The 10635-nt window shown below is 28.9% G+C and carries 9 protein-coding genes; all 9 read right to left on the bottom strand.

The features are described from left to right. A partial coding sequence (gene pknB, locus BN899_RS01150; protein WP_071162422.1) for a Stk1 family PASTA domain-containing Ser/Thr kinase occupies nt 1–1880 on the bottom strand: 1880 nt, incomplete at its 3' end. A gap of 12 nt (nt 1881–1892) precedes the next feature. Beyond that, nucleotides 1893–2642, bottom strand: coding sequence for a Stp1/IreP family PP2C-type Ser/Thr phosphatase (locus BN899_RS01145; RefSeq protein ID WP_042271751.1), 750 nt, complete (start codon nt 2640–2642; stop codon nt 1893–1895). Between the two features lie 18 nt (nt 2643–2660). After that, nucleotides 2661–3692 (bottom strand): 23S rRNA (adenine(2503)-C(2))-methyltransferase RlmN, encoded by a 1032-nt coding sequence (gene rlmN / locus BN899_RS01140; RefSeq protein ID WP_042271748.1) that lies wholly within the window; start codon nt 3690–3692, stop codon nt 2661–2663. 7 nt (nt 3693–3699) lie between these two features. Further along, nucleotides 3700–5025: a 16S rRNA (cytosine(967)-C(5))-methyltransferase RsmB gene (rsmB, locus tag BN899_RS01135; RefSeq protein WP_042271745.1), complete on the bottom strand. Its 1326-nt coding sequence runs from the start codon at nt 5023–5025 to the stop codon at nt 3700–3702. Between the two features lie 116 nt (nt 5026–5141). Further along, complete coding sequence (locus BN899_RS01130; protein WP_042271742.1) at nt 5142–5846, bottom strand: zinc metallopeptidase; 705 nt, start codon at nt 5844–5846, stop codon at nt 5142–5144. A 19-nt stretch (nt 5847–5865) separates the two neighbouring features. Then, nucleotides 5866–6603: a DUF116 domain-containing protein gene (locus BN899_RS01125; RefSeq protein ID WP_052356484.1), complete on the bottom strand. Its 738-nt coding sequence runs from the start codon at nt 6601–6603 to the stop codon at nt 5866–5868. Between the two features lie 9 nt (nt 6604–6612). Further along, a complete protein-coding gene (gene fmt / locus BN899_RS01120) occupies nt 6613–7542 on the bottom strand; it encodes a methionyl-tRNA formyltransferase (protein WP_042271737.1) in 930 nt (309 codons plus the stop codon). A gap of 14 nt (nt 7543–7556) precedes the next feature. Next, nucleotides 7557–7997, bottom strand: coding sequence for a peptide deformylase (gene def, locus BN899_RS01115; RefSeq protein WP_042271735.1), 441 nt, complete (start codon nt 7995–7997; stop codon nt 7557–7559). Between the two features lie 18 nt (nt 7998–8015). Further along, on the bottom strand, nt 8016–10505 hold the full coding sequence (gene priA / locus BN899_RS01110; protein ID WP_042271732.1) for a primosomal protein N': 2490 nt from the start codon (nt 10503–10505) through the stop codon (nt 8016–8018). Nucleotides 10506–10635 lie beyond the last annotated feature (130 nt).

The raw sequence follows: 10635 nt of genomic DNA, 5'->3' as shown, positions 1-10635 counted from the left end.
ATATCTTGACTTACCTCTGGTGGTTCATTAGAACCTTCTCCACTGCCTGTTCCAGGAGTTTCTGTCCCTGTCCCAGGAGTTCCTCCAGTGTTTCCTTCGCCAGTTGATCCATTTCCTCCATTGCCTCCTGGAGTTGTTGGTCCACCTGTTCCGCTGCCTCCATTATTTGCTCCATTACCATTTCCGTTAGGCTTTGAACCTGATCCATTATTACTCCCCCCAGAGTGTGACCCTCCATTTGAGCTTCCTCCTCCTTCACTGGGATTAGTAGGTGGTGGAGTTACATTTTCTTTATTATCTTCCTCTTTTGGTGTTTCAGGCTTAACTGCCTCTGGACCTCTACTTACAACAACATCTATCTTATCGCCTTCTTCTATTGTTCCAGCTCCAGATTTTGGACTTTGTCTTAAAACAATACCTTCTTTAAAAGTATCACTATATTCATAGCTTATATTTCCTAATTCTAGTTTATTTTCTTTTAGTATATTTTCTGCTTCCCCTAATGTAATTCCAACTACATTAGGTACTTCTGCATTTTTAGATCCTTTACTATATACTATGCTTATAGTATCACCTTCTTTAACATCACTACCTGATGCTGGCATCTGAGATATTACATGATCCTTTTCTACATTTGGATCGTATTCATCTCTTAATGCTACTTTTAGACCTAATCTTTCAAGTTCCCTTTGAGCATCATCTATGTGCATACTCTTAAGGTCTGGTGCTTTTAAAGCTTCTCCTTCTTTAAATCCTAGCATTGGACCTAAGTATTTAGCAAATGCAAATACTTGTGTAAGTAAAACTAAAACTAAAACTCCAATTAGTATTTTAAGCCTTTTTCTTGTTTTAGGACTTTCTTCTTTTTCTTGTTTTTTTCTTTTCTTTATTTCTTTTCTACTTTTTGGCTTTTCTTCTTCAAACAACTCATCATCTTCATCTTTATCATTCTCTTCAAAACCTACAGGTACTATTTTAGGCTTTGTAGATTTTTGCATATCTCTTTCATCAATTTTTTGAGTTGCATAGTTATCATATTCCTTTATAAAATCCAAATCTATATTTTTTTCTATATATTCTATATCCTCTATTAACTCTTCAGCACTTTGGTATCTATCTGAGCTTGACTTTTCAGTTAACTTTTTTATTATAGTTCTAACACTTTGAGGTATATTTACTTTTTCATCAGGTGTAAATTCTATTTCATCATTTATATGCTGAAGCGCTATAGATATAGGACTATCTCCTCTAAAAGGAACTTTCCCTATTAACATTTCATATAAAACTATTCCTAAAGAATATAAATCTGCATTATTACTTACAAATTTACCTTTTGCTTGTTCAGGAGAAAAATAATGTACTGAACCTATTATACTCCCAATATTTGTCATAGTTGAATTTGAAACAGCTTTTGCTATCCCAAAGTCAGCTACTTTAACTATTCGTCCTTCATTAGATATAAGTATATTGTGAGGCTTTATATCCCTATGGATAATACCTTTTTTATGCGCTGCACTAAGAGCCATAGCTATTTGCTTAGTTATGTCTAGTGCAGTATACTCATCTAAAGTTCCTTCATTTTTTATTATTTCTTTTAGGTTTTGTCCATCAATAAATTCCATTACTATATAATGAACTTTACCATCTTCACCTACATCATACACATTCACTATATTAGCATGAGAAAGACTTGCTACCGCTTCAGCTTCTCTTTTAAACTTACCTAAAAACTCTTCATCATCTACAAACTCAGGCCTAAGTACTTTTACAGCTACAGTTCTGTTTAGCAGCCTATCTTTAGCCTCATAAACAAAGGCCATCCCTCCATCACCAATTTTTCTGATGATTTCATATCTGTTTCCTAAAACAGTTTCTCCCACTTTATCACCGTCCTATTTATCTTCTATTAATATAACTGAAACATTATCCTTGCCAGAAATATTATTAGCTGTATTTATTAACTCTTCAGTTAAAATCATTATGTCTTCATCTTTTAATATTATCTCTTTTATGACTTCATCATCAACAAATCCTGTTAATCCATCTGTAGCAAGTAGGACTTTATCTCCTCTATTTATCTCTATCTTAAATATATCTACTATAACTAGCTCATCTGTGCCCATTGCTCTAGTTATATGATTTCTACGAGGATGATTTTTAGCTTCACTTTTTGTAATAATATTTGCTTCTATAAGCTCTTGAACTACAGAGTGATCTCTTGTTATTTGTTCAAAATTATTATCCTTTAATAAATAACATCTACTATCACCTACATTAGCAACATATAAGTTATTTTTATATAATATGGCTGTCGTTAAAGTAGTTCCCATGCCTTCATAATCAACACTAGATATAGATTTTTCATGTATAATGGAATTCACATTATTGTAAGCTTGTTTCACTATATCATCTACATAATCTATTTTTATGTTTGTACTTTGTAATAAATTCTCTTTTAAAAAACAAATTATATTTTCAACAGCTAATTTACTTGCAACTTCACCTTTTTTATGACCGCCCATTCCATCAGCCAAAGCAAATATTCCTATAGATCCATAATCTGTATCTATAATTTCCCCCTTACAGTAATCCTCATTATTTTTTCTAACGTTTCCTATATGGGAGGCACAACTATAAATCATACGACTTCCCCCTTAAAGCTACTTGTGTTTTCTTCTTAATTGACCACAGGCTCCACCTATATCTGAGCCCATAGAAATTCTAACCGTAGCTGGTATATTGTTTTTTTCTAAGATATCTCTAAACTTATAAATATAAGTTTTATCCGGTCTTTCAAAATCTCTTTCTTCCACGTTGTTTATAGGTATTAAATTTACATGGCATAGCATGCCTTTTAATAATTTTACAAGAGCTAATGCTTCTTTTTCTGAGTCGTTAACTCCTTTTATTAGTGAGTACTCTAATGTAACTCTTCTATTAGTTTTTTGTATATAATACTTACATGCATCTAATATATCTTTTATAGAATAGGCTTTAGCCACTGGCATAATTTCTATTCTTTTTTCATCATAAGGAGAGTGTAAAGATAAAGCTAAGTTTATAGGTATACCTAAATCTGCTAATTCTCTCATTTTAGGAGCTATTCCACAAGTTGATAGTGTTATATGTCTATATCCAATATTTAGACCATTTTCATCATTTACTATTTTTAAAAACTGTTTAGTATTTTCAAAATTATCTAACGGCTCTCCGCTTCCCATTAAAACAAGGTTTGATACTCTTTTACCAGTATCTTCTTGTATCTTTAATATTTGATCTAGTATTTCCCATGGTTCTAAGTTTCTAAGTAGACCATCTATTGTAGATGCACAAAATTTACATCCCATTCTACACCCTACTTGATTTGAAATACATACTGTAACTCTATCTTCATAATCCATCATTACAGTTTCTATTATATTTCCATCATTTAATAAGAATAAATACTTTTTTGTTTTATCAACTTTTGATTCTAGTTTTAATTCAACTTCTATATTACCAATGTATGAAACTTCATCAAGCTTTTCTCTTAAGCTCTTAGGAATATTATTCATATCATCAAAACTCTTAGCTCCTTTATATATCCATGAAAAAACTTGACTTCCTCTAAATGGTTTTTCTCCTATAGTTTTCATAAATTCTTTCATTTCTAATTCTGTAAAGTTTTTTAATGCCGTCTTTTTCTGATTCATATTATCACTACCTTACTTTCTTTAATTTTGCTATAAAGAAACCATCCATACCATGAATATTTGGATATATTTTTAGATATCCTTTATCTTGATTATCTAAATCTATATTTATTTCATCAATTGGTACTAATTCAAATTTATCATTTTCATTTAAAAATTCATTGACTATATTAATATTTTCGCTATCTTGAATTGTACATGTACTATAAACTAATATTCCATTAACTTTTACATACTTTGATGCATTTTCTAAAATTGTCTTTTGTATTGATGGTAATTCTTTAAGTTCTGCCTTAGATTTAAATTTTATTTCAGGCTTTCTTCTTATTATACCCAATCCAGAACAAGGCACATCAGCTAATACATAGTCATATTTTTCTATACTTTCTACATCTAATTTAGATGCATCGTAACTCTCGATTTCTACATTTTCAAGACCTAATCTTTTTACTGTATTATCTATAAGTTTTAACTTATGTTCAAATACATCTCTTGCTACTACTTTACCCGTGTTATTCATAAGTGTTGCTAAATGAGTAGATTTACCTCCTGGTGCACTACATACATCTAATACTAAAGAGTTTTCCTTAGGATTAATTACTTTTCCTACTAACATAGAACTAATATCTTGTATTGTAAATAAGCCTTCTTTAAATAACTCATTATTTTCTATATTCTTAAGATTTTCAACCTTTATAGCTTCTTCTACATGAGGTACTTTATAAGCTTTTATATCCATTTCCTTTAGCTTATTTAAAAGTTCATCTCTATTAGTTTTAAGTGTATTAACTCTTAAATAAATACTTGGCCTTTCACTATTAGCTTCTAGTAAATCTTCTGTAAATTCTTTAGAGAAATTATTAATCCAATTCTTTATCATCCAAGGGCTATATGAATACTTAGTAGATAAGCTCATTATTTCACTCTCTATGTCTACCTTTAATACTTCTTTTTTATTCCTTATTATATTTCTAAGAATTGCATTTACAAATCCAGATGATCTTTTATCATATTTCTTAACTAAATTCACAGTTTCATTTACAAGCGCATAATCTGATATACTATCTAAAAATGCGATTTGGTAAATTCCCATCCTTAGCAATATTTTAACATAAGTTGATAATTTTTGCGTCTTAATCTTTGAAAGTTTATCGATTATATAATCTAAATAATATTTATTTTCTACTACTCCATATATAAGTTCTGTAGCAAAACCTCTATCTTGATTGCTTAAACTTAAATTTTTAAAATGCTTGTTTATTGCTATATTAGAATAGTTATTATTCTCTTCTATATCGCAAAGTACCTTAAATGCTATTTCTCTTGCGTTCATATAAAATTCTCCTTAAAGTTATATACAAATTCACTTCGTTCATATCGCCAATGACCCTTAAAGTCAGGTCCATTGCTTAAATAGAAAAAGTCCTAGAAATACTAGGACAATCTCCTTTAATCATTGTTTCTATTTGCTATTGCTAATAATCTTAAAAGTTGAAGTACTGAAGTTAAAGCTGCTGCAACATAAGTTAAAGCTGCTGCTGTAAGAACATCTCTACTTTGATTTTTTTCTCTTCCCTCAACAAGCCCTAAGTTTGCAAGTTGAACTACCGCTCTGTTTGAAGCATTAAATTCTACTGGTAAAGTTACTAGTTGAAATAATACTGACGCAGCGAATAATAATATCCCAATTTGTAAAAATGGACCTCTCATAATAAATCCTAAAGCTATTAAAAGCCATGATATATTTGATGAAAAGTTTACTACTGGAACTAATGCAGTTCTAAAGTTAAGTGGCATATATCCTTTTGCATGTTGGATTGCATGGCCACACTCATGTGCTGCAACTGAAACTGAAGTTATTGAAGTTCCATAGTATATATCTTGTGATAGTCTTACTACATTTCTTCTTGGGTCATAGTGATCACTTAAATGTCCTCTAACCATTTCTATGCTAACATTATATAATCCATTTGAATCTAATATTTTTCTTGCTACTTGTTCACCTGTATATCCTCTTTGAGCATTTACTCTTAAGTATTTACTTGTTGTTGAACTCACTTTAAACTGAGCGTACATAGTAAATAATATAGCAGGAATTAATATAACCATTGTTGGATCGAAAAATCCATAACCATATCCATAGTATCCAGGCATATAAAATACACTCCCATCATTAATTTTTATTTATGAAAAAGTTTATAGCTTTTTCAACTTCATTTATATCTATAGTTGTATCTACACAAGGTCCATTAGGTCTTTTATTAAATACTCCTAATACAGGTATACCTTTAACATCCTGAACACCTGATGTTAAATCTCTTTCACAAGCAACTGCTATAACTGCTTTAGGTTTATTTTCTATTATAATTTTTCTAGCTAAAGTTCCTCCTGTAGCTACGAATATATTTACATTTGTTTTCTCTTTTAGTTTAACTAAATCTCCTACATTACATAATCCACATTCTGCACAGTTTTCTATTTTAGTTGTTACTTTTAATTTACAACTACTTTTTTGTATACAGTGAGGTATTAGTATAAGTATTTCTTCACTCTTTAAATTATATTTATTACTATATATATAATTGTTATTTAACTTAACAAATACTTTTCTTAACTCATTTTTAGATACACCTATGCTATTTCCTATAAGTGTTATTACAGGAAATAATAAACTTACTATATTAAAATTAATTTTCATAAAATGTGGACTAACTCTTTTATCTTTAATAACATTATTTGTAATAATTAATGAAAATATTATTATACATACTAGTACTACAACTATAATGTTTATTAATACTGAAAAAACATGAGTTAAATTAGATACGAATATATTTATACCTAATCCTCCAACTATAAGTACTGCTATTAATATACCTACAGTAGTCATATACTTTTTTGCGTCCATAATGTCTTCCACCTAACCTAAAACTATATCGGTTTCTATACTGTTTCCTTTTATATATTCTGATACTAAAACTCTTTTCTTTCCTGGCATTTGCATTTCTTTTATTAAAATTACATTATCTTTGCTTGAAACTCTTATACCTTCTTTATCTACTTTAAGTATTGTTCCAGGTGCTTTTGTACTACTTTCACTTAGAACTTTAGTTTTCCAAACTTTCATAGTAGCATCATTGTACGTTGTATAAGCACTTGGCCATGGATTTACTCCTCTTACAAGATTATGTATTTCTCTTGCACTTTTATTCCAATCAATATTACCTAATGATTTATTCATCATAGGAGCATAAGAAAATTCATCATGATTTTGAGCTATTCTTGGTGCGCATCCTTTTTCTATTAAGTCTATTGTCTCTTTTAAAGTTTGAGCTCCTATTTCCATCATTTTATCATGAAGTTCTCCAGCTGTTATTTCATCGTCAAGATCAAATTCAGATGTTAATATCATATCTCCTGTGTCTAATCCTTCATCCATGTACATAGTTGTTACACCAGTTTTTTCTTCTCCATTTATTATTACCCAGTTTATTGGAGCTGCTCCTCTATACTTTGGTAATAATGAAACATGGACATTTACACATCCAAACTTAGGAATATCTAATATTGATTTAGGTAGTATCTGACCAAATGCAACTACTACTATTAAATCTGGATTTAATTCTTTTAATATATTAACAAATTCTTCATCTCTAGCCTTTACTGGTTGATATACATCTATATCATATTTTAAGGCAAGTTCTTTTACAGGTGGCATACCTAGTTTTTTACCTCTTCCAACTGGTTTATCTGGTTGAGTTACTACACCTATAATATCATGTTTTTCATCTATAATTTTTTGTAAACATCCAACTGCAATGTCAGGCGTTCCCATAAATAATATTCTCATTAAATTAACACCTACTACTTTCCTATTTTATCTACAAATAATACTCCATCTAAATGATCTATTTCATGACAGAAAGCTCTCGCTAATAGCTCTTCACCTTCCATTTCAAATAATCTACCTTGTCTATCAAATGCTCTTACCTTTACATAATATGGTCTTCTAACAGCACCTGACTCTCCTACAACACTTAAGCACCCTTCATCATCTATTTGTTCTCCAGATGTTTCTATTATTTCAGGATTTATAAGTTCTATTAATCCATCTCCAATATCTATAACAACAATTCTTTTAAGTATACCTACTTGTGGTGCAGCAAGACCAACACCATCTGCATTATACATTGTGTCTGCCATATCATCTAATAATTGTATTATTTTATTATCTATTTGTTCTACCTTTTTTGATTTTTTTCTAAGTACTGGTTCTCCTATTTGAACAATCTCTCTTAATGCCATTTTTCTTTCCTCCTAAGTTTATAATACGCTGTTTGGGTTAATATCTATCGATACATTAATTTCTTTATTAAATACTGTATCTCTTTTCGTTATACATATATATTTTATTATACCCTTTAATAAATTAATTTCAATATCATCATCCTTAAATAATATCTGCCATCTATAATTTTGATTTATTTTAGATATTGAACAAGGATTTGGCCCTAATACAAAATCAAAATTATTTATACCTCTATTTTTAAGTAAGTAAATAATTGAATCATACATATTTTGAGCATTTTGTTTTACTAATCTTTCACTTTCTCCACTTATTACAACACTAATCATATTATTAAATGGAGCGTATCCAAAAGCCTTTCTAATCTTTATTTCATCTTCATAAAATCCTTCATAGTCATAGTTTATAGCTCGTCTTATTGCATAGTGATCGGTGTCATAAGTTTGAAGTATTACCTTTCCTTCTTTATCAGATCTACCTGCACGGCCTGAAACTTGAGTTACTAATTGAAATGTTGTTTCAAAGCTTTTAAAATCTGGGAAGTTTAAAATCATATCAGCAGATAAAATTCCTACTAAAGTAACGTTATCAAAATCTAATCCTTTACTAAGCATCTGCGTTCCTATTAATACATCAGCTTCCTTATTTTTAAATTTGTTTAAAATTTCCTCTAAAGAACCTTTTTTTGATGTTGTATCTTTATCCATTCGAAGTACTTTAATATCTTTAAATATACTCTTTAATTCTTCTTCAATTTTTTGTGTTCCTATACCAAAAGGTTTTACATAGTTACTACCACACTCAGGGCATTCTTTTGGTATTTCTTTTTCGTACCCACAATAATGACATCTACCGCTGTTGCTTCTTTTATGGTAAGTAAGAGATATATCACAGTTTTCGCACTGGAATACATATCCACATTTTCTGCAAGATACAAAACTTGCATATCCTCTTCTATTTAAAAATAGTATTACCTGATTTTTATTTTTAATTGCCTCTTCTATTTCTCCTTGAAGCCTATTACTGAATATACTTTTATTTCCGCTATTTAATTCAGATTTCATATCTACAACTTCAATTTTAGGAAGAGGCTTTTTATTTGCTCTTTGTTTTATCTCAATAAGCTCATACTCACCATTTTTTGATTTATAATACTCTTCAACTGAAGGAGTTGCTGACCCTAAAACTAGAGATACATCATTTTTCATAGCCATGAACCTTGCTACTTCTATTGCACTAAATTTAGGATTTTTTTCTGATTTATACGATGATTCATGAAACTCATCTATTATAATAACACCTAAGCTGTTAAATGGTGCAAATAATGCCGACCTTGCACCTATTAAAATTCTTACTTTTCCAGACTTTATAGCTTTATATACATCATGCTTTTGGCCTTCTGATAACTGACTATGAAACACTCCTACAATATCACCAAATCTATTTTTAAATCTAGATATTGTCTGAGGAGTAAGTGCTATTTCAGGAACTAATACAATACTATCTAATCCTTGGTTTAGTGCATAATCTATAATTTCCATATATACTTCCGTTTTACCACTACCTGTAACACCTTTTAATATATATGGTTTCTTATTTTCATCAAACATTTCTGATGTTACCTTGTTTATTGCATGGGCTTGTTCATCATTAAGTATTATATCTTTATTTACTGATTTATATATTTCATCTGGATTTCTATAATAATCTTTTAATTCTAATGTAATTAAATTTTTATCATGTAGAGAGTTTATACTTTGTTTTGATGCTTTTAAGATTTCAACTAAATCATTTATTTCAACATTATCATTATTTTTTAGGAATTTTATTATTTCTTTTTGTTTACTTCCTAAATTTATTTTATTTGTCTTTATAAATTCATCTATTTCATCACTTTCAATAGCTAATGATATATAGCATATTTTTTTTTCATTCTTATGATTTTTATATTCCCAACTTAACTTAACTATACTTTTCTTACTCATTCTATCTAATAAGCCATTTATATTTTGTATATATTTTAACTTTTCAACCTTAACTTTACCTTTACTTTTTAAAATTTCATCTACTACTTTACTTTGATTTTCATTTAGTGTTTCTAAAATTTTTTGAAATTGAATATTGCTTAAACTTAAAAGTTCATCACTTAAACTTACAACTTTATAGTTATTAAGTTTATATCCCTTTGGATATATTAAATTTATACAGTCTATATATGTGCATAAGTATCTATTTTTCATCCAATTTACTAGTTCTAAATCTTCTATCCTAAATATAGGATTTTCGTCTAATAAATCTATAACATATTTAGCTTTTATTTTTTCATCTATATCATTTGTAAGTTCAAATACAAAGGCTTCTGTTGGTTTATTTCCCTTTCCAAATGGAACTAAGACCCTATGACCTATATGTAATTCATCTATTAAAAAATCTGGAACTTGGTATGTAAATAGGTTGTCTGTATGTATAGTATTACTTCTAACTATGACTTTTGCATATTTCTCCATATTATAACCTCGATTTTTATAATACTGTTATTTATAATTTAAAACTCGTTTTTCAAACTTAGTTTCTGAAAATTATATTTTTTCCATAAATCAAATAAAATATAATTTTATTGTACTTAAAAAATATAAG

The sequence above is a fragment of the Faecalimicrobium dakarense genome, assembly GCF_000499525.1.
Classification (GTDB): Bacteria; Bacillota; Clostridia; order Peptostreptococcales; family Peptostreptococcaceae; genus Faecalimicrobium; species Faecalimicrobium dakarense.
Note: the sequence above shows the minus strand (reverse complement) of the source record. Positions and strands in the feature narration are given on the sequence as shown.

Coding starts and splice junctions, on each gene's coding strand:
- rsmB (WP_042271745.1), bottom strand. CDS start 5,025: ATGAACGCAAGAGAAATAGCATTTAAGGTACTTTGCGATATAGAAGAG.
- rlmN (WP_042271748.1), bottom strand. CDS start 3,692: ATGAATCAGAAAAAGACGGCATTAAAAAACTTTACAGAATTAGAAATG.
- BN899_RS01130 (WP_042271742.1), bottom strand. CDS start 5,846: ATGCCTGGATACTATGGATATGGTTATGGATTTTTCGATCCAACAATG.
- BN899_RS01145 (WP_042271751.1), bottom strand. CDS start 2,642: ATGATTTATAGTTGTGCCTCCCATATAGGAAACGTTAGAAAAAATAAT.
- def (WP_042271735.1), bottom strand. CDS start 7,997: ATGGCATTAAGAGAGATTGTTCAAATAGGAGAACCAGTACTTAGAAAA.
- fmt (WP_042271737.1), bottom strand. CDS start 7,542: ATGAGAATATTATTTATGGGAACGCCTGACATTGCAGTTGGATGTTTA.
- priA (WP_042271732.1), bottom strand. CDS start 10,505: ATGGAGAAATATGCAAAAGTCATAGTTAGAAGTAATACTATACATACA.